This window comes from Ancylobacter mangrovi (assembly GCF_024752355.1).
Taxonomy (GTDB): Bacteria; Pseudomonadota; Alphaproteobacteria; order Rhizobiales; family Xanthobacteraceae; genus Ancylobacter; species Ancylobacter mangrovi.
The window spans coordinates 56,044-75,252 of the sequence record NZ_JANTHZ010000009.1 but is presented as its reverse complement, the minus strand read 5'-3'; the positions used below and the strand labels follow the sequence as shown (position 1 = coordinate 75,252).

Here is a 19,209-nt window from a genome sequence, read left to right as displayed (position 1 = left end):
CGAGGCGCTGCCGAACTTCCCGTTCCGCGCCGTGGCGCCGGAAGCCCAGCCCGGACCGGCGTTCGACGAGGATTTCGAGGACGCGCCCGTTCCGCTGGGCGACGAGGATCTGGAAGCCGACGCCGTGCCCACGCACGCGCTCAGTGCGCCGCCGCTGGCGGTGCCGCCCCTCGACCTGTCATCGGACGAGATACAGAACCTGAAGGCGGCCCTGCACGAGCTTCAGGAATGCCGGCGTCTGCTCGACGCCGCCCGCGCCCGCAAGGGCTGACGAACCGTCCGTAAAATCAGGACGCGGGACCCGCGCGCCGGGGCGCACCCGCACGGGCGCCGGATCGCGATGCCGCGCCGCGGCCCGCGTCAGGTCGGGAAGCTGGCGGCGTCAGTCGACGACCGCGATCTGCACCTTGGCGACACCGCGCTTGCGGAAGCCGAGGCTTTCCGCCGCCGCCGTCGACACGTCGATGATGCGCCCGCGTACGAAGGGGCCGCGATCATTGATGCGCAGGACGACGGAACGTCCGTTCGAGACATTGGTAACGCGCACCTTGGTGCCGAAAGGCAGGCTGCGGTGCGCCGCCGTCATGGCCGCCGGGCTGTGGCGCTCGCCATTGGCGGTGCGTCCACGATAGCCATAGTAGGAGGCCATGCCGGTATTCGCGAATTTAGGTTTCTGATCAGCAAGCGCCGCATTGCCGCCGGTGACGAAGAAGATCCCCGCCGCGAATGCCGCGCCGGCGATCCGTCCCATTCCCCAAGCCGTCAATAGCCTTGTCCTTTTCCAATTGCATCCCGCGGAACGGAATGAAAAGGAAATGTGTCGACGGCATCACGATTTTGTGGCTGGAAAGGGAAATCAAACGTGCCGCGCACGATGGATTTCATGTCCCTCAACGTCAGTACAGGCTGACCTATTCTGTTGTGCGAAGCAAGATGAGTGGGGACAGTTTTTCTTCGATTGCAGGGATTTACGCACAGGCTGCAACGCATGACGTGCGGTAAAAAATGACCTCTCGGGAAAGGTGCGGGCGTTGCTATCGCGCACGCGGGACGCGCCGAGGCGCCGGCGCATTCTCGGCCGAAAGCCCCGATGGATTCGCCCGCGCCGCCAATGTTATTGACCATGCTCACGATGCCGCGCGATGCGGCCGAGGAGTTTCTGCACATGACGAGGAAAAGCGGGGCCGACGCAGCGCGGCCGGTCGCGGATGAAATCGCCGACCTGATGCGCGCCATGGGCGTGCCCGACGCGAGCTGGCGCAACGGCACGCGGGCGACGCGCTCGCCGATCACCGGCGAGACGATCGCGCATGTGGCGGAAGCATCCCGCGACGACGTCGCCGGTGCCGTCAGCCGCTCGGTCGCCGCCTTCGAGGCCTGGCGCACCGTGCCGGCGCCGCGCCGGGGAGAGCTGGTGCGTCTGCTGGGCGAGGAGCTGCGCGCGCACAAGGCCGGTCTCGGCCGGCTGGTGACGCTGGAGGCGGGCAAGATCGTCTCCGAGGGCCTCGGCGAGGTGCAGGAGATGATCGACATCTGCGACTTCGCGGTCGGCCTCTCGCGCCAGCTTTACGGGCTGACCATCGCTTCCGAGCGCTCCGGCCACCGGATGATGGAGAGCTGGCACCCGGTGGGGCCGGTGGCGATCATCACCGCCTTCAATTTCCCGGTCGCGGTCTGGTCGTGGAACGCGGCGCTGGCGCTGGTGTGCGGCAACAGCGTGCTCTGGAAGCCGTCCGAGAAGACCCCGCTCACCGCGCTCGCGGTGCAGGCGCTGTTCGAGCGCGCCGTGCATGCGTTCGGCGGCGCGCCGGAGGGGCTGTCGCAGCTTCTCATCGGCGGTGCCGAGGTCGGGGTGGCGCTGGTCGACGACACGCGCGTGCCGGTGGTCTCGGCGACCGGCTCGACCCGCATGGGACGCGTGGTGGGCGAGCGGGTGGCACGCCGCTTCGGCCGCTCCATCCTCGAGCTCGGCGGCAACAACGCGGCGATCGTCTGCCCGTCCGCCGATCTCGACCTCGCGCTGCGCGGCATCGCCTTCGCGGCGATGGGCACGGCCGGCCAGCGCTGCACCTCGCTGCGCCGCCTGATCGTGCAGGAAGGGGTGAGCGAGGGCTTCGTGCCGCGCCTCGCCAAGGCCTATGCCTCGGTGAGCGTCGGCGACCCGCGCGCGGAGGCGACGCTCATCGGCCCGCTGATCGACGCCGCGGCCTATGAGGGCATGCAGAAGGCGCTGGACGTGGCGCGCGCGGCGGGGGCGACCATCCATGGCGGCGAGCGCGTGCTCGCCGATATGTGGCCCGACGCCTATTACGTCCGCCCGGCGCTGGTGGAGATCGACGAGCAGGTCGAGATCGTCACGCACGAAACCTTCGCCCCGATCCTCTACGTGCTGAGGAGCGCCGGCCTGCCCGAATCGATCAAGCTGCAGAACGGCGTGCCGCAGGGCCTGTCGTCCTCGATCTTCACCAACGACCTGCGCGAGGCCGAGGCGTTCCTGTCGGCGGAAGGCTCGGATTGCGGCATCGCGAACGTCAATATCGGCCCGTCCGGCGCCGAGATCGGCGGGGCGTTCGGCGGCGAGAAGGAGACCGGCGGCGGGCGCGAATCCGGCTCAGACGCGTGGAAGGCCTATATGCGGCGCTCCACCAACACGATCAATTACTCGCGCCAGCTCCCGCTCGCTCAGGGCGTCTCGTTCGACGTCGAGGGCTGATCGGGCGACCACGCGCTCACCACCTCGTCGAGCGCGGGCCGCGCGCGGTCGGCGCTCTCGACCGAAGGGCGGCCGAGATGGATGAAGCCGGCGACCTTCTCGCCCGGCTTCACGCCCAGCAGCGCCGTCGCCTGCGGGTCGCGGCCCGGCCATTTCAGCAGCCACTGGGTGGCGAATCCCATGGCCGAGGCGGCGACCGTCAACGCCATGCCCGCCGCGCCGGCCGAGAGCACCTGATTCCACTCCGGCACCTTCGCCGCCGGATCGGGCCGACTGACCAGCACCACCGTCAGCGGCGCGCGCAGCATGTAGAGCGTCCACATGTCGGCCTTGGCCGCCGGCAGTTCGGGGTTCTGCCGCGCATAGAGCGCGTCGAGCCGCTCGCCGAGCATGCGGCGGGATTCCCCTTCGACCACGATGAAGCGCCAGGGCACCAGCCGGCCGTGATCGGGAACGCGCGCGGCGAGATGCAGCATGCGCTCGAGCTCGGCCGGCGTCGGTCCCGGCTCGACCAGACCGCGCAGCGGCGAGGAGCGCCGCGATTCGAGACGCACCAGCATCGGCTCGAGCGGCGCGATCCAGAGCGGCTCGGCTGCGGGCGACGATGCGGGCGGGGCAGGGTGGGCGTGATGGTGGCGCGATGGCTGGTTCATGGGACCTCTCGCAGACGAGTATAGCGCGCGGACATCGGGCCAGGAGTTCGAACTGCGGGGAACGCTCCGGTCCGGCGGCCCGCGGACTTGTCGCGCCGGCCGGCCGATCTAGTTACCTGCACAGGCAGTGGGAGCAGCAGGTTTCGTGGTCGATTTCATAAGCTTCTTCATCAGGGCCGTCTTCGCCGTCGCCGCCTGCGCCATCATGGCCGTGGCGGCGGTGCTGCTCGTCTATGCCCCCTACAGCGCAGTCAAGGACAGCCTGTTTGGCGACAAGCCCGTTGCGCACACGCTGTTCTCGGCGGTCGGCTACCTCATCGTGGCTATGGCGCTGTTCGACGTCGCCAAATACTTCTTCGAGGAGGAGGTTCCGGCGCGGCGCGAAAAGCGTACCGCCGCCGACGCCCGGCGCGGGCTGACGAAGTTCATCTCCACCATCATCATCGCCGTGTTCCTGGAGGCGCTGGTGCTGGTGTTCGAAACATCGCAGGACAACGTCTCCCAGATCGTCTATCCGGCGACGCTGATGGGGGCGGGGTGCGTGACGCTGGTCTCGCTCGGCCTGTTCCAGCGGCTCAGCGCGTCGGTCGAGAAAACCGTGGGACCGGAGCCCGATCCCGACGCCGATCCACCGCCGAAGATCACGCCCGCGCCCGGCCCGCTTGCGTAGCGGGCGGCAAATGGCTAGACAGTCGTCGCCCAAGGGTGTCGGAGCGTAGCGCAGCCTGGTTAGCGCACCAGTCTGGGGGACTGGGGGTCGGAGGTTCAAATCCTCTCGCTCCGACCATTCATCCCATCGGGATCATACGATTTCAGGTTTGATCGCGACCGCCGGACCGGCGCGCGGCGGATCGCGCGGATCGCACCCGACATTCCCGCAGAAAAGCCCGAGCCCTTCCCGACTGCCGCGACAGGAATCGTCGCGGAGCCGATGACGGCATCGAAGGCGCGGGTGATTCTCCATCTGCCTTCCCCGCCGTCGCCTTTCCCCCGCCGATCATAGCGGGGCCCGGCGCGCGCGGCTCACGCCCGCCCTCCACTCCCGATATTCCCCAAGGTCATGATAGAATGGTTCCAGCAGGCACCGATCCGGCGTCGGAACGTTGCGGAGAACGGTGTCGCGAGAGCGCCAGAGGAGCCCGCCATGTTCCGCCATTCGCTTGTTCTCGCCGCCGTCGTTTCTTCCCTTCTCGCAGCACAGACCACAAAGGGCCTCGCGCAGACCGCGGAGAGCTCTCCGGCTGTCGGCAACGGGCAGGTCGTCCTGCCCTATGCGGAGCCGAAGTTCCGCGGTGCGGTGGGAACGACCTTCAAGGATTCAGATCCGGCCGCATTTCCCGCGCCCGTCGCTGCCCCGAAGGGGGCGCCCAACGTCCTGCTGATCCTGCTGGACGACGTGGGTTTCGGCCAGTTCGAGGTTTCGGGCGGCGGCGTCCCTTCGCCCTCGCTGGACCAACTGGCGCAGGAGGGACTGCTCTACAACCGCTTCCACACCACGGCGCTGTGCTCGCCGACGCGCGCGGCGCTGCTGACCGGCCGCAATCACAACGTGTCGGGCACCGGGGTGATCACCGAGCTCGCCACGGGATATGACGGCTATACCGGCATCATCCCGAAGGACACGGCGACGGTCGCCGAGATCCTGCGCCAGAACGGCTACATCACCTCCTGGTTCGGCAAGAACCACAACACGCCGATCTACGAGACCAGCGCCGTCGGCCCGTACGACCACTGGCCCAACGGGCTCGGCTTCGACTATTTCTACGGCTTCATGGCGGGCGACACCAACCAGGTGCGGCCCTATCTGTTCGAGAACCAGACGCCGATCGGCACCCCCGACAAGGAGGGCTACTACCTCAGCGTCGATCTCGCCGACCATGCGATCCAGTGGCTGCAGAACATCGAGGCCATCCAGCCCTCCAAGCCCTGGCTTCTCTATTTCGCGCCCGCCGCGACCCACGCCCCGCATCAGGCGCCCAAGGCCCTGATCGAGAAGTTCGCCGGCAAGTTCGACATGGGCTGGGACGAATACCGCCGGCAGACCTTCGAGCGGCAGAAGGAGATGGGCATCATCCCGCAGGACACCATCCTGACGCCCCGGCCCGCCAGCCTGCCCGCCTGGGACAGCCTCGATGACAAGCAGAAGAAGCTCTACAGCCGGATGATGGAGGTGTTCGCCGCCTATGGCGAGCAGGTCGACGAGGAGACGGGCCGCGTGCTCGACTATGTGGCAGCGATGCCGGACGCCGAAAATACGCTCGTCATCTACATCGTCGGCGACAACGGCGCCTCGGCCGAGGGCGGCTTCGACGGCACGCTGAACGAGAACGCCTTCTTCAACGCCTATCTCATGACCACCGACGACATGCTGGACCGCATCGACGAGATCGGGACCGAGCTGCACTTCAACCATTTCCCGGCCGGCTGGGCCTGGGCCATGGACACGCCGTTCCAGTGGACCAAGCAGGTCGCGAGCCATCTCGGCGGCACGCGCAACGTGATGGTGGTGAAATGGCCGGAACGCTACAAGAATGGCGGCGAGATCCGCTCGCAGTTCACCCATGTGATCGACATCGCGCCCACCATTCTCGACGCGGCGGGCATCGCCGAGCCGCGCAGCGTGAACGGCACCGCGCAGACGCCCATTCAGGGCAAGAGCTTCCTGTCCACGCTCTCGGACCCGAAGGCGAAGGAGATCCGCACCAGCCAGTATTTCGAGATGTTCGCCAATCGCGGCATGTACAAGGACGGCTGGTGGGCGGCCTCGCTCTCGTTCGAGCCGTGGGAGCCGGAGCGCGGCGACTTCGATCCGTTCAAGGCGAAGTGGGAACTCTACAATCTCGACACCGATTTCAGCCAGGGCAAGGACGTCGCCACCGAGAACCCCGACAAGCTCGCCGAGATGACCGCCCTGTGGTGGGCGGAGGCTTCCGCCAACAAGGCGCTGCCGCTCGACTGGCGCGGCGCCGAGCGGTTCAGCGCCGAACTGACCGGCAAGCCCAACCTTGCGGGCGACCGTACCAGCTTCTCCTATCACGGCATCTTGACGGGCCTGCCGGAATCCTCGGCCCCCGATCTCAAGAACAAGTCGTTCAGCGTGTCCGCCAAGGTGAAGGTCGACGACAACGCCAACGGCATGATCTTCACCCAGGGCGGCAATACCGGCGGATGGGCCTTCTACATGAAGGACGGCAAGCTGACCGCCGCGCACAACTTCATCGACGTCGACGTCTATTCCGTCTCGAGCCGCGACCCGGTGGCGAGCGGCGAGCGCACGGTGAAGATGGACTTCGTCTATGAGGGCGGCAAGGAGGTCGGAAAGGGCGGCACCGTCACCCTGTTCGTTGACGGGCAGGAGGTCGGGTCCGGACAGGTGGCGAGGACCACGCCGTACAAGTTCTCGCTCTCGGAGAACCAGGACATCGGCGCCGACACCGGAACGGCGGTCAGCCCCGACTACCGCGCGCCGTTCGATTTCCAGGGCACGCTGGAAGAGGTGGTGGTGGAGCTGAAATAGGCGCTCAACCGTGCATCGGCGTGCGGCGAGGGGAGGGCGGCGGGCGCCGCGGCTCTCCGCCGTTTCGGCGGTTCGGCCGGGGGCACCTTCCTTAACGCCCTAGAAACCACAATGGCCGCCTAATGAGGCCATGTTGGACGAGCGCACGATCGCACAGGACATCGCGTCGCCGGAGGGAGCGCACGACGCCCGCCGGACGCCTCGCGACGGTTCGGCGACGGGCAACGCGGTGCGCGGCGGGCTGCGGTCCGGCTTCGCGCGCCGCCATCTGCTGGTGCCGGCGCTCGCGGGTCTTCTCGTCGCCGGTGTGGCGAGCCAGCTCGTCGCACCGCGCTACACCTCCGAGGCGCGCATCTCCGCCGAGGGCCGTTCGAGCGGCACTTCCGGCAGCCAGGCGCAGATCATCGGCTCGCGCGAATTCGCCCGTCAGCTTCTCGACGACAAGGATCTCGCCGCCCGGCTGGCGCCCGATGCCGCGGGCAAGCGTCTGGCAGGGGCGATCGGCCTCGGCGAGGCGGGTGCCTCGCAAGAATCGCGCGCGCTGGAAGCGATCGAGTCGGGGCTCGACGTGCGCGCGCTTGCCGACGGCCAGACCGCGATCCGCTTCACCTCGGCCGATCCGCGCCTGTCGGCGGATATCGCCAATGCCTTCGCCGCCGCCTATCTCCGGCTGCGCAGGGAGAAGGCGGCTTTCAACATGGACCCGAACGGCCCGATCTCGACCGCGGCCCGGCTGGCCGCGAGCGCAGTGCCGGCCTCCGAGCCCGCGACGCCCGCGCCCTTCACCGTCGCGCTGGGGCTGGGCTTTGCCGGATTCGGCGCGAGCCTCGGCCTTCGCCGCCTGCTGCGCCGGCGCGAGCGCACTGTGCCGCCTCCCGAGCCGACGCATCTGCCGCAGACCGCCCCGCAGGGCGAGACGCAGCATTTGCCGTGGATCGGCGGCGAGATGGCCGGCGACTATCCCGACGACGATTTTCTCGTGCCGCGCCGCCGCCTCTCGCGCGACGGCGAGCTCGCGGACCTGTCGCGGCTGATCGAGCTGCGCGGGGAGGCGGCCCGGCTGGTGGTGGTGACCGGCCCGACGCCGGACGAGGGGATCGCCCGCTGCGCGCTGGCGCTCGGCCGCTCGCTGGCGAGCGCGGAGCGGCGCGTGGTCATCGTCTGCCTCGACGTCGCTGCCGCGCCGCTCGACTCGCTGACCGAGGACCCGCGCGCGCCGGGGCTGACCGACCTGCTGTTCGGTGTGGCGAGCTTTTCCGACGCGATCCATCGCGAGAACGCCTCGCGCTGCCATGTCATTCCGCCCGGACGCGGCGCGCGGGAGGCGGACGGGCTGATCGGCGCCGACCGGCTGGCGCTGATCCTCGGCGCGCTGGTGCAGACCTACGACCATGTCGTGGTGGCCGCCCCGCCGCTCGGCGGCTGCGAGGGCGCGCAGGGCATCGCGGCGCTGAAGCCGACCCTCATCCTCGTCACCCAGCCCGGCGGTCCGGCGACGGAAGCCGTGCGTGCCTTCGACGGGCTCGCCGACCTCGGCTTCGCCGAGATCGCCATGGTGACCTTCGCGGAGGTCGCCGAGAACCCCGCTTTGTGCGAGGCTGCCTGAGGCTTTGCGCGCCTAGAGCGTTTCCTGCCGCCGGTCGTGCTTCAGCATCCAGCGGATGAGAAGGCCGGCGGGAAACACCCAGCCGAAGCCCAGCACGACATAGGCGACGAATTGCAGGTAGCCGGGAAGCTGCGTGACGCGGCCCTGCGCCAGAGCCATCGCGCCCAGCGCCCAGACGAGCACCAGCACCAGCATCAGCACCGTGCCGACGAACTTGCGCAGGCGCGGCGACAGGCCGACAGGGGCGTTGCTCATGGTCCGGCTCCCGCTTGGTCACAAGGTGGCGCGGGACAAAAAGACCCGTTGCGCCCGCGCGCCTGCCTCTATATCGCTCGCCTCGCCGCGGCGGAAGCCGCCCGGCCCGTGGCGACCCGAGGGGCTGAGGGTCAGAGCGGAACTCCGCGCAATCAGGGAGCGCAGCCATGGCCCTCGACCACGCCGCGACGACGGGCGCGATTGCCGACGTCGCCGCCACGCCCGCCGACCGGATGAAGCCGGTGCGGCTGTGGCTCTACGCGGTCGCCGCCATGATCGTTCTGATGGTGGTCGTCGGCGGTGCCACGCGTCTGACCGAGTCCGGCCTTTCCATCACCGAATGGCAGCCGGTGACGGGCGCACTGCCACCGCTGAGCGAGGAGGCCTGGCAGTCCGAGTTCGAGAAGTACCGCCAGATCCCGCAATACCAGCAGATCAACCGGGGCATGAGCCTCGAGCAGTTCAAGTACATCTTCTGGTGGGAATGGGGCCATCGCCTGCTCGGCCGGCTGATCGGCTTCGTCTTCCTGCTGCCGTTCCTGTTCTTCCTCTGGCGCGGGCTGATCGACCGCGCGCTCGGCGTGAAGCTGGGCGGGCTGTTCGTGCTCGGCGGGCTGCAGGGGGCGGTCGGCTGGTGGATGGTGGCCTCCGGCCTCGTCAACCGGGTCGAGGTCAGCCAGTACCGGCTTGCCACTCATCTCACGCTCGCCTGCCTGATCCTCGCCGCGACGGTCGCGGTCGCGGTGTCGCTGAAGCCGCTCGCCGCGCGACAGGCCGTCCCGCAGTGGCTGCGCGGCTATTCGCGGCTGCTGCTGGGCATCGTGGTGCTGCAGATCTTCCTGGGCGGGCTCGTCGCCGGCCTCGATGCCGGGCTGACCTACACGACATGGCCGCTGATGGACGGCCACATGGTGCCGCCGGTGCAGAACCTGCTGCTGCTGCAACCCGCCTGGCGCAATTTCTTCGAGAACGCTCTCACCGTGCAGTTCGACCACCGGCTGGTGGCCTACCTGCTGCTTGCGCTGGCGATCGGCAACTGGCTCAGCGCGCGGCGGGTGCACGGCGCGGTGGCGAAGCGCGCCCTGCTGATCCTGGCGCTGGTGTGCACGCAGGCGTTCCTCGGCATCGTCACGCTGATCAACCAGGTGCCGATCGATATCGCGCTCGCCCACCAGTTCGGCGCCACCATCGTGCTGATCGCGGCGACCGTGAACGTGGTGCGCATCCACCAGTCTGCCTGAGCCCGGCTGCCGGGCGCGCGAAGTCCTCCGGGAACCCGCCCCGGATGAGCTCCCGAGCCGAGCTATTCCGCCGCGCTGCGCGGCTTCATCGGCCGGCGCGCCAGCACCTCGGCGAGGAAATGGCCGGTGTGGCTGCGCTCGTTCTTGGCGATCGCCTCGGGCGGGCCGGCCGCGACGATTTCGCCGCCGCCGTCGCCGCCCTCCGGGCCGAGATCGATCACCCAGTCCGCGGTCTTGATGACCTCGAGATTGTGCTCGATCACCACCACCGTATTGCCCTGCTCGACCAGCTCGTGCAGCACCTCGAGCAGCTTGGCGACGTCGTGGAAGTGCAGGCCCGTGGTCGGCTCGTCGAGGATATAGAGCGTGCGCCCGGTGGCACGGCGCGAGAGCTCCTTGGAGAGCTTCACCCGCTGCGCCTCGCCGCCCGACAGCGTGTTCGCCTGCTGGCCGACCTTGATGTAGTCGAGGCCGACGCGCGAGAGCGTCTCCAGCTTCTCGCGCACCGCCGGCACCGCCTTGAAGAAGGTCGCCCCTTCCTCAACCGTCATGTCGAGGACGTCGGCGATCGACTTGTTTTTGAAGGTGACCTCGAGCGTCTCGCGGTTGTAGCGCTTGCCCTTGCAGACGTCGCAGGTGACGTAGACGTCCGGCAGGAAGTGCATCTCGATCTTGATGACGCCGTCGCCCTGGCACGCCTCGCAGCGCCCGCCCTTCACGTTGAAGGAGAAGCGCCCCGGCCCGTATCCGCGCGCCTTCGCCTCCGGCAGGCCGGCGAACCATTCGCGGATCGGTGTGAAGGCGCCGGTATAGGTCGCCGGGTTGGAGCGCGGCGTGCGCCCGATCGGCGACTGGTCGATGTCGATCACCTTGTCGAGGTGCTCCAGTCCCTCCAGCCGGTCGTGCGGGGCGGGCGGCTCGGAGGCGCCGTTGAGGCGCCGCGCCACCGCCTTGTAGAGCGTGTCGACGAGCAGGGTGGACTTGCCCCCGCCGGACACGCCGGTGACGGCGGTGAACAGGCCGAGCGGAATCTCGGCGGTCACGTCCTTCAGATTGTTGCCGCGCGCGCCGACGACCCGGAGCAGGCGCTTCGCGTTCGGCTTGCGCCGCCGCGGCACCGGCACCGACAGCGCGCCGGTGAGGTACTTGCCGGTGAGCGAGTGCGGGCTGGCGAGGATGTCCGAGGGAGTGCCCTGGGCGACGATGCGCCCGCCATGCACGCCCGCGCCCGGGCCGACATCGACCACGTGGTCGGCGGCGAGGATGGCGTCCTCGTCATGCTCGACCACGACGACGGTGTTACCGAGGTCGCGCAGCCGCTTCAGCGTGCCGAGCAGGCGCTCATTGTCGCGCTGGTGCAGGCCGATGGAGGGCTCGTCCAGCACATAGAGCACGCCGGTCAGGCCGGAGCCGATCTGCGAGGCGAGGCGGATGCGCTGGCTCTCGCCGCCCGACAGCGTGCCGGAGGCGCGGGCGAGGGTGAGATAGTCCAGCCCCACATCGAGCAGGAAGGCGAGGCGCTCGCGGATCTCCTTGAGGATGCGCACCGCGATCTCGTTCTGCTTGTCGGTGAGCTGGCCGGGCAGGGCGGTGAACCATTCCAGCGCCGTGCGCACGGAAAGCACCGCCGCCTCGCCGATGTGCTGGCCAGCGATCTTCACCGCCAGCGCCTCGGGCTTGAGCCGGTAGCCGTGGCAGGCGGCGCAGGGCACGGCGGAGAAGTACTTGCCGATCTCCTCGCGCGCCCAGTCGCTCTCGGTCTCGCGCCAGCGCCGCTCGAGATTGGTGATGATGCCCTCAAAGGTCTTCGAGGTCTCGTAGGCGCGCATGCCGTCGTCATAGACGAAGCGCACGCTCTCGCCGCCCGATCCGTAGAGGATGATCTCCTGCGCCTTGGCGGGCAGGTCTTCCCACGGCGTGGTGAGCTTGAAACCGTAATGGCGGGCGAGGGCGTCCAGCGTCTGGCCGTAATAGGGCGAGGAGGACTTGGCCCAGGGCGCGAGCGCCCCCTGCTTCAGCGAGCGCGAGCGGTCCGGCACCACGAGTTCGGGGTCGATCTTGCTCTCATGGCCGAGGCCGTCGCAGACCGGGCATGCGCCGAACGGGTTGTTGAAGGAGAACAGCCGCGGCTCGATCTCGGGGATGGTGAAGCCGGAGACCGGGCAGGCGAACTTCTCCGAGAAGATGATGCGCCGCGCCGCGCCGCCCTCATCCGCCTCGTCGGCGAATTCGATCACGGCTATGCCGTCGGCGAGGCCGAGCGCGGTCTCGAAGCTGTCGGCGAGGCGGCTCGCCATGTCGGCGCGCACCACGAGGCGGTCCACCACCACATCGATGTCGTGCTTGAACTTCTTATCGAGCGCCGGCGCCTCGGCGATCTCGTGGAACTCGCCGTCGATCTTGACCCGCTGGAAGCCCTTCTTCTGGAACTCGGCCAGCTCCTTGCGGTACTCGCCCTTGCGCCCACGCACCACCGGCGCCAGCAGGTAGAGCCGCGTGCGCTCGGGCAGGGCGAGGACCCGGTCGACCATCTGGCTGACGGTCTGGCTCTCGATCGGCAGGCCGGTCGCCGGCGAATAGGGCACGCCGACGCGCGCCCAGAGCAGGCGCATATAGTCGTAGATCTCGGTGACGGTGCCGACCGTCGAGCGCGGGTTCTTGGACGTCGTCTTCTGTTCGATGGAGATGGCCGGGGACAGGCCGTCGATCTGGTCGACGTCCGGCTTCTGCATCATCTCCAGGAACTGGCGGGCATAGGCCGAGAGGCTCTCGACATAGCGGCGCTGGCCCTCGGCATAGATGGTGTCGAAGGCGAGCGAGGACTTGCCCGACCCCGACAGGCCGGTGAACACGACAAGGCTGTCGCGCGGGATCTCCAGATCGACATTCTTCAGATTGTGCTCGCGAGCGCCCCGGATCGTGATCGAACGGGCATCGCGGCGCGGCGAGGGATCCACGCGGTCCTTCATTGCTGTCTCTTCATGCGGGCCCTCGGCCGGGCCGATCTTCACATCTGTTCCGCACCCGACACCGCACGCCGGGCAGGCCGGCGGCGCGGATCAGGCCGGAATGTCGGCCCGGCTGTCGCCTTCCCTTCCGGCCTCGCAGGCACGAATGCCCGCCGGCCGGGGATCAGAAAGCGATGCCGGCGCCCTTGAGGGCGATCGCCGCGCAGCCCAGCGCGGCGATGAGGCCGCCCGAAACGGCGAGGAGCGCCCGGCGGATCATCATCTGGCGGGCATCCTCGGCGCGCAGGGCGATAGCGCGGGCGGCACGGCGGCGGTTGCGCGGATCGGTCATGGCATCACAAGCTCGATAAGCGTCTCGGTTGACGTGTCCTTAACATAGTGGCCCTTCCGGCGGCTGCAATTGCACGAGTCGCATGCTTGCGCCCATCAGGCCACAATGCTAGGAACATAACAAGAACGATTTACATGGGCACGCCAGGAACGGCCGGCGCGGTGCCGCGAGCGTGCCAATATAGTGGACAAGCATGCCGCGTGCCGCGCCGTGCCCGGCGTGGTTGGCTATAAGATCAGGTCTTTGACGGGAGGACGCCGGCACGGCGTCCGGATGCGGAGGATAGGATGGCGGGCAGCGTCAACAAGGTGATCCTGGTCGGCAATCTCGGCCGCGATCCGGAAGTGCGTACGTTCCAGAACGGCGGCCGGGTGTGCAATCTGCGCCTCGCCACCTCCGAGACCTGGCGCGACAAGGCGTCGGGCGAGCGCCGCGAGCGCACGGAGTGGCACAGCGTCGTCATCTTCAACGAGAACCTGCTGCGCGTCGCCGAGCAGTATCTGCGCAAGGGCTCGAAGGTCTATGTCGAGGGCCAGCTCGAGACCCGCAAGGCGACCGACCAGTCCGGCGGCGAGCGCTATTTCACCGAGGTGGTGCTGCGCCCGTTCCGCGGCGAATTGACCATCCTCGACAGCCGCGGCAGCGGTGGCTCCTCGGAAGGCGAGGATTACGGCTCCGGCGGCAGCGATTTCGGCTCGTCCGGCAGCTTCGGTGGCGGCAGCGGCGGTTCGGGCGGACGCTCCTTCGGCGGCGAGCGCAAGCCGGCCCCCATCGGCGGCTCGGGCGGCGGCGGCGATCTCGACGACGAAATTCCGTTCTGAGCCTTGTGCCTGTTACGGGGCCTTCTCCCGCGCTGGGCCTCGCGCGGCTCGATGTTCCAGCCGGACCGGCGGGATAAGGCCGGCGAGGCGGCAAAGTGTGAACTGCCCGCCCGCCTTGCTATGCGGTGCGCCCGACGATGGACGCCGGGACCGGCAAGCGTGATGGCGTAAGGGGCTCGGGGGCGACCGAGCGGCATGGGATGAACCTGGCGCCGCTTCTCTAGGCTTCCCTGCCGATCTGCATTTACGCCTTTTCGACGCTTGCCGACCTCGGCGTTGCGCTGTTCGGCGGGCCTAAGGGCACTGCGGCCCGCCGCGGCGCTGGCCGGGTGTGGTGCGGAGCTCTGATGGCGACCGGGGTGGCCGGCTCGTCCTGAATCGGCCAGATGCGCCGGTCTGGCCGTTCGGGCTGATCTGCTTCCTGCCGCTCTACGTGATCTGGGTGCCGCCGGGCGAACTTCCGGGCACCCATCGGCATGTCGTACCGGTCCGCCAACGGGCGATGCCTCGCCCGCTCTTCGGCGGCCTGAAGCCGGCGACCCCGTTCACGTTCTGGCGCAGGCGCCCCATGCTTCGGGGCGCGTTCGACTCCCGAGCCGCTACCGGCAGGCGGGCAGGTCACGGCATGAACGTGGCCTTGATGCCGTCGATCACGAACTGGACCGCGAGGGCAGCGAGCACCACGCCGAGCAGGCGCGAGAGGATGGCGTTGCCGGTGACGCCGAGCAGGCGGTTCATCCGGTCCGCGATCAGGAACACCAGCAGGCAGCTCGCCAGCACTGCGAGCGTGATGGCGAACAGCGCGGCGAGGCGCGGGGCCTCGCCATGCGCCTCGCCCGACAGCAGCAGCATGGCGGTGATGGCACCCGGTCCCGCCATGAGCGGGATGGCGAGCGGGAACACGGCGATCATGCGCAGGTGCTGCTCGCGCATCGCCGCCTCGGCGGCCTCGAACTTGCGCTCGCTACGGCGGGCGAACACCATCTCGAACGAGATCGTGAACAGCAGCAGCCCGCCGGCGATCCGGAAGGCGGGCAGGGTGATGCCGAGCGCGTGGAGCAGCGGCGCCCCGACGAGCCCGAACAGCACCAGTATGGCCAGCGCAATGACCGACGCGCGGACCGCCACCGCCCGCCGCTCGCTCGCCGAGAGGTCGGAGGTCACGGCGAGGAAGATGGGCGTGAGGCCGATCGGATCGATGACCACCAGCATGGTCGCGGCCGCCGAGAACACGTAGTCCAGCATCAGTCAGCTCCCCCGCCCGATCACATGCCGCATCCAGCGCCTTTCGCGCCGCGTCCGCGCCCGAACTCGGCCCGCCAGCACTCATCTTCCATTTGCCCGACAGGCGGCCGGATGAGCCGGCGAAGCGTCGGCACGTTACGGCCTACGGTACTCCGGCGTCACCCCACGCCGCCGGCACCGGAATCGGCCCCGAATGGCCGTTTCATGATACCTGTCGGCCTTGGTTCCGCCACGTTCTCCCAGCGTTACGAAGTGTGGTCTGTAATGCATTGATTTTCAATGTATATTTCGCGCCTCGCCGAAGGCGTCCGGCTGGCGTCTCGCAGCGGAATCGGCTAGACAGGAGGCACCTTATGCAACCTGAGAAAAGTCGCTTCCTTGTCCGATTCCGATACGTCTAGGCCCGAGGGCGCAGAGCCTTCGGATATTCGGCCCGTCTCCATCACCGACGAGCTCTCGCGCAGCTATCTCGACTATGCGATGAGCGTCATCGTCTCGCGCGCGCTTCCGGACGTGCGCGACGGGCTGAAACCGGTGCACCGGCGCATCCTGTTCTCGATGCGCGAGAACAATTACACGCCCGAACGCCCGTACAACAAATCCGCCCGCGTCACCGGCGACACGATGGGTAAGTACCATCCGCACGGCAACCAGGCGATCTACGACGCGCTGGTGCGCCTGGCGCAGGACTTCTCGATGCGCCTGCCGCTGGTGGACGGGCAGGGCAATTTCGGCTCGATCGACGGCGACCCGCCCGCGGCCGAACGCTACACCGAGGTGCGGCTCGCCCGCCCGGCGATGACGCTGCTCGACGACCTCGACAAGGACACGGTCGACTTCGGCGAGAACTATGACGGACGCGAGCGGGAGCCCACCGTGCTCCCCGCGCGGCTGCCGAACCTTCTGGTGAACGGCGCCGGCGGCATCGCGGTCGGCATGGCGACCAACATCCCCCCGCACAATCTCGGCGAGGTCATCGATGCCTGCGTGGCGCTGATCGACGATCCCTCGCTGCAGGGCGAGGCGCTGCTGGACTACATCCACGGCCCCGATTTCCCGACCGGGGCGCTGATCCTCGGGCGCAGCGGCATCCGCCAGGCCTATCTCACCGGCCGCGGCTCGATCGTGATGCGCTCGCGCGCCAGCATCGAGACCCTGCGCAAGGATCGCGAGGCGATCATCGTCACCGAGATCCCCTACCAGGTGAACAAGGCGGCGATGATCGAGCGCATCGCCGAACTGGTGCGCGACAAGCGCCTCGAGGGCATCGCCGAGATCCGCGACGAGAGCTCCCGCGAGGGGCTGCGCGTGGTGTTCGAGATCAAGCGCGACGCGCAGGCGGACATCGTCCTCAACAATCTGTTCCGCATGACCGCGCTGCAGACCTCCTTCGGCGCCAACATGGTGGCGCTGAACGGCGGCCGGCCGGCGGTGATGACGCTGCTCGACCTGCTCACCGCCTTCGTCGCCTTCCGCGAGGATGTCGTTAGCCGGCGCACGAAATTCCTACTGCGCAAGGCGCGTGACCGCGCCCATGTGTTGGTGGGCCTCGCCATCGCGGTCGCGAACATCGACGAGGTGATCCACACCATCCGCACCTCGCCCGATCCGGCGACGGCGCGCGAGGCGCTGATGACCCGTCACTGGCCGGCGCACGACGTCGCGCCGCTGATCGCGCTGATCGACGACCCGCGCCACAAGCTGGCGGAGGACGGGACGTACCGGCTCTCGGCCGAGCAGGCCCGCGCGATCCTCGACCTGCGCCTGCAGCGCCTCACCGCGCTCGGCCGCGACGAGATCGCCGACGAGCTCGACAAGATCGCCGTGGAGATCCGCGACTATCTCGACATCCTCGGCAGCCGCGAGCGCATCCGCTCGATCGTCAAGAGCGAGCTCGTTGAAGTCAAAGAACAATTCGGCACGCCGCGGCGGACCGAGATCACCGAGGCCGACGGCGATTTCGAGGACGAGGATCTCATCGCCCGCGAGGAGATGGTCGTCACCGTCTCGCATGCGGGCTATGTGAAGCGCGTGCCGCTGTCGACCTATCGCGCCCAGCGGCGCGGGGGCAAGGGCCGCTCCGGCATGCAGACGCGGGACGAGGATTTCGTCACCCGGATCTTCGTCGCCTCGACCCACGCGCCGGTGCTGTTCTTCTCCTCCAAGGGCCAGGTCTACAAGCTGAAGGTCTGGCGCCTGCCGGTGTCCGCGCCGCAGGCCCGCGGCAAGGCTCTGGTGAACATCCTGCCGCTGACCGAGGGCGAGCGGATCACCTCGATCATGGCGCTGCCGGACGAAGAGACCTGGAGCCGGCTACAGATCATGTTCGCCACCACCTCCGGCTCGGTGCGGCGCAACCAGCTCTCCGATTTCACCAATGTGAACCGGAACGGCAAGATCGCCATGAAGCTGGAGGAGGGCGAGTCGATCGCCGATGTCGAGCTGTGCGGCGAGGACGACGACGTCCTGCTGACCAGCGCCAACGGCCAGTGCATCCGCTTCCCCGTCACCGAGGTGCGCATCTTCAAGGGGCGCGACTCGATGGGCGTGCGCGGCATCCAGCTCGAGGGCGGCGACCGGCTGATCTCGATGGCGATCATCCGCCATGTCGCGGCGACGGCCGAGGAGCGCGCCGAATACATCAAGCGCGCCAACGCCGTCCGGCGCAGCCAGAACGGCGCGGAGGAGAGCGGCGAGGCCGATGTCGAGATCATCGATGCCGATGCCGAGGAGGTCGCGGCCGGCGGCGGCGAGCTCGACCTCAGCCGCTACGCGCAGATGAGCGCGGCCGAGCAGTTCATCCTCACCCTCTCCGAGAACGGCTACGGCAAGCGCACCTCGTCCTTCGAGTACCGCACCACGCGGCGCGGCGGAAAGGGCATCGTCGCCATGGCGGTGAACAACCGCAACGGCCCGCTGGTGGCGTCCTTCCCGGTGGAGGAGACCGACCAGATCATGCTGGTCACCGATGGCGGGCAGCTCATCCGCTGCCCGGTCAACGGCATCCGCATCGTCGGGCGCGGCAGCCAGGGCGTCATCGTGTTCGACACCGCCGAGGACGAGAAGGTGGTCTCGGTCGAGCGGGTCAGCGAGGAGGAGAGCGAGGACATCGCCGGCGAGGACACGGCCGAATAGCCGCCTCGCCCCGTCCTCACTCCGGGAGAATCCCATGCGTCGTCTGTGCGTCTTTCTCGGCTCCAATCCCGGCCGCCGTCCGGGCTATGAGGAGGCGGCGGCGAGCCTCGGCCGCACGCTTGCCCGCGAGGGCATTGGCCTCGTCTATGGCGGCGCGTCGGTCGGCCTGATGGGCGCGCTCGCCAATGCCGCGCTCGAAGCCGGCGGCGAGGTGATCGGCATCATCCCGCAGCGGCTGATCGACAAGGAGATCGGCCACAAGGGCCTGTCGGACCTGCGCGTGGTCGGCTCTATGCACGAGCGCAAGGCGCTGATGGCGGAACTCTCCGACGGCTTCATCGCCCTGCCGGGCGGGGTCGGCACGCTGGAAGAGCTGTTCGAGGTATGGACCTGGGCCCAGCTCGGCAGCCACGACAAGCCCTGCGCGGTGCTGAACGTCGAGGGCTATTTCGGGCGCCTGCTCTCCTTCATCGACTATGCGGTGGAGGAAGGCTTCATGCGCGGGCCGCATCGCGACATGCTGCTGGTGGCGAACGAGCCGGCGGAGCTGCTCGAAAAGCTGCGAGCCTACCACCCGCCGAGGGTGACCAAGTGGATCGGGCGCGGCGAACGCTGAGCCTCGCCGCCGAAGGAGGGGGAGCCGCGCGGCCGGGAACGGCGCGCGCACGCCCCGCTCGGCTTGCTTCCGCGGCGGGAGCCGTCTAACCCTTGCCGCGCACACGG

General features: G+C 68.6%; 14 protein-coding genes and 1 tRNA gene. 9 read left to right on the top strand and 6 right to left on the bottom strand.

Features of this window, described 5'->3' with window-relative positions:
• Positions 1 to 382 precede the first annotated feature (382 nt).
• Positions 383 to 751 carry a septal ring lytic transglycosylase RlpA family protein gene (locus tag NVS89_RS18025; RefSeq protein ID WP_258734142.1) on the bottom strand — a complete coding sequence of 123 codons (369 nt, stop codon included), beginning with the start codon at positions 749 to 751 and terminating at the stop codon, positions 383 to 385.
• Between the two features lie 414 nt (positions 752 to 1,165).
• Between NVS89_RS18025 and amaB the strand changes: the two genes are divergently transcribed.
• A complete protein-coding gene (gene amaB, locus NVS89_RS18020; protein ID WP_374114596.1) occupies positions 1,166 to 2,713 on the top strand; it encodes an L-piperidine-6-carboxylate dehydrogenase in 1,548 nt (515 codons plus the stop codon).
• Here the strand turns inward: amaB and NVS89_RS18015 are convergent.
• A complete protein-coding gene (locus NVS89_RS18015) occupies positions 2,683 to 3,366 on the bottom strand; it encodes a nitroreductase family protein (RefSeq protein WP_258734141.1) in 684 nt (227 codons plus the stop codon). The two genes, amaB and NVS89_RS18015, sit on opposite strands and share 31 nt — an antisense overlap.
• 145 nt (positions 3,367 to 3,511) lie before the next feature.
• On the opposite strand from NVS89_RS18015, the gene NVS89_RS18010 reads away from it, so the two are divergent.
• The 4 genes from NVS89_RS18010 (at position 3,512) to NVS89_RS17995 (ending at position 8,489) form a co-directional block, all read left to right on the top strand.
• The gene (locus tag NVS89_RS18010) at positions 3,512 to 4,036 is read left to right on the top strand and encodes a GNAT family acetyltransferase (RefSeq protein ID WP_258734140.1); all 525 of its coding nucleotides are present in this window, start codon (positions 3,512 to 3,514) and stop codon (positions 4,034 to 4,036) included.
• A gap of 39 nt (positions 4,037 to 4,075) precedes the next feature.
• Positions 4,076 to 4,153, top strand: a tRNA-Pro gene (locus NVS89_RS18005).
• A gap of 357 nt (positions 4,154 to 4,510) precedes the next feature.
• Positions 4,511 to 6,883 carry an arylsulfatase gene (locus NVS89_RS18000; RefSeq protein WP_258734139.1) on the top strand — a complete coding sequence of 791 codons (2,373 nt, stop codon included), beginning with the start codon at positions 4,511 to 4,513 and terminating at the stop codon, positions 6,881 to 6,883.
• Positions 6,884 to 7,016: 133 nt separating this feature from the next.
• Entirely contained in the window at positions 7,017 to 8,489 is a 1,473-nt protein-coding gene (locus NVS89_RS17995) for a lipopolysaccharide biosynthesis protein (RefSeq protein ID WP_258734138.1), read from the top strand.
• 12 nt (positions 8,490 to 8,501) lie between these two features.
• Here the strand turns inward: NVS89_RS17995 and NVS89_RS17990 are convergent, their stop codons facing one another.
• On the bottom strand, positions 8,502 to 8,744 hold the full coding sequence (locus NVS89_RS17990; protein ID WP_258734137.1) for a DUF2842 domain-containing protein: 243 nt from the start codon (positions 8,742 to 8,744) through the stop codon (positions 8,502 to 8,504).
• Between the two features lie 167 nt (positions 8,745 to 8,911).
• Between NVS89_RS17990 and NVS89_RS17985 the strand changes: the two genes are divergently transcribed.
• The gene (locus NVS89_RS17985; RefSeq protein WP_258734136.1) at positions 8,912 to 9,985 is read left to right on the top strand and encodes a COX15/CtaA family protein; all 1,074 of its coding nucleotides are present in this window, start codon (positions 8,912 to 8,914) and stop codon (positions 9,983 to 9,985) included.
• Positions 9,986 to 10,047: 62 nt separating this feature from the next.
• On the opposite strand, the gene uvrA is transcribed toward NVS89_RS17985, so the two are convergent.
• Positions 10,048 to 12,954 carry an excinuclease ABC subunit UvrA gene (uvrA, locus tag NVS89_RS17980; protein ID WP_258734135.1) on the bottom strand — a complete coding sequence of 969 codons (2,907 nt, stop codon included), beginning with the start codon at positions 12,952 to 12,954 and terminating at the stop codon, positions 10,048 to 10,050.
• A 163-nt stretch (positions 12,955 to 13,117) separates the two neighbouring features.
• Entirely contained in the window at positions 13,118 to 13,285 is a 168-nt protein-coding gene (locus NVS89_RS17975) for a hypothetical protein (RefSeq protein WP_258734134.1), read from the bottom strand.
• 287 nt (positions 13,286 to 13,572) lie between these two features.
• Here NVS89_RS17975 and ssb point away from each other — a divergent pair, with 287 nt between their 5' ends.
• On the top strand, positions 13,573 to 14,106 hold the full coding sequence (gene ssb / locus NVS89_RS17970) for a single-stranded DNA-binding protein (protein ID WP_258734133.1): 534 nt from the start codon (positions 13,573 to 13,575) through the stop codon (positions 14,104 to 14,106).
• Positions 14,107 to 14,724: 618 nt separating this feature from the next.
• Here the strand turns inward: ssb and NVS89_RS17965 are convergent.
• Positions 14,725 to 15,351: a MarC family protein gene (locus tag NVS89_RS17965; RefSeq protein WP_258734132.1), complete on the bottom strand. Its 627-nt coding sequence runs from the start codon at positions 15,349 to 15,351 to the stop codon at positions 14,725 to 14,727.
• A 378-nt stretch (positions 15,352 to 15,729) separates the two neighbouring features.
• Here NVS89_RS17965 and gyrA point away from each other — a divergent pair, with 378 nt between their 5' ends.
• Together gyrA and NVS89_RS17955 are read left to right on the top strand one after the other, a co-directional pair.
• Positions 15,730 to 18,486 carry a DNA gyrase subunit A gene (gyrA, locus tag NVS89_RS17960; RefSeq protein WP_258734131.1) on the top strand — a complete coding sequence of 919 codons (2,757 nt, stop codon included), beginning with the start codon at positions 15,730 to 15,732 and terminating at the stop codon, positions 18,484 to 18,486.
• Positions 18,487 to 18,520: 34 nt separating this feature from the next.
• On the top strand, positions 18,521 to 19,102 hold the full coding sequence (locus NVS89_RS17955; RefSeq protein ID WP_258734130.1) for an LOG family protein: 582 nt from the start codon (positions 18,521 to 18,523) through the stop codon (positions 19,100 to 19,102).
• The last annotated feature ends 107 nt before the right edge of the window (positions 19,103 to 19,209 follow it).